1 protein-coding gene is annotated in these 506 nt (G+C 38.7%); it reads left to right on the plus strand.

Annotation, left to right across the window (positions count from 1 at the left end; all coding sequences use genetic code 11):
* Window positions 1–58 precede the first annotated feature (58 nt).
* Window positions 59–436 carry an ATP-binding protein gene (locus ACFO5Y_RS03630; RefSeq protein ID WP_380706353.1) on the plus strand — a complete coding sequence of 126 codons (378 nt, stop codon included), beginning with the start codon at window positions 59–61 and terminating at the stop codon, window positions 434–436.
* Window positions 437–506: the final 70 nt, after the last annotated feature.

Consider the following 506-nt stretch of genomic DNA (forward strand, 5'->3'; position numbering starts at 1 on the left):
ACAAATTTTAACACTTCTAATCAAGATGAACAATCATACCTAAGAGGAGCGGACTATTATGACCAATTCAGCCGAAAGAATCAATGAGTTAACACAGTACCTTCGACAAATGCGACTACCCATTATGGCTGATCGGTTAATTGATTTGTATAGTGACCCACTCAGTAATAAACGCTCAACGTTGGATATCCTTGAAGAAATTGTAATTGATGAATATCAATCACGAAGACACAACACCATTCAACGTCACTTAAAACAAGCCAAACTCTCCCAACCCCAAGCTCACGTTCAAGAGATTGATTACTCACCTAGTCGAAAGCTGAATAAGGATACCATTGATCAACTGATGACCTGCCAGTTTATAACGAATCATCGAAATGTCATTATCCAAGGTGCCACCGGCACCGGAAAGTCCTACATAACGAATGCATTATGACGATATGTAATAGAAGAAGGATATACCGCAAGGTATATGAGAATGTATGATTTACTCACTGAAATGGTTC

Origin of the sequence: Ruoffia tabacinasalis (assembly GCF_042652985.1) — a bacterium.
GTDB classification, from domain to species: domain Bacteria; phylum Bacillota; class Bacilli; order Lactobacillales; family Aerococcaceae; genus Ruoffia; species Ruoffia tabacinasalis.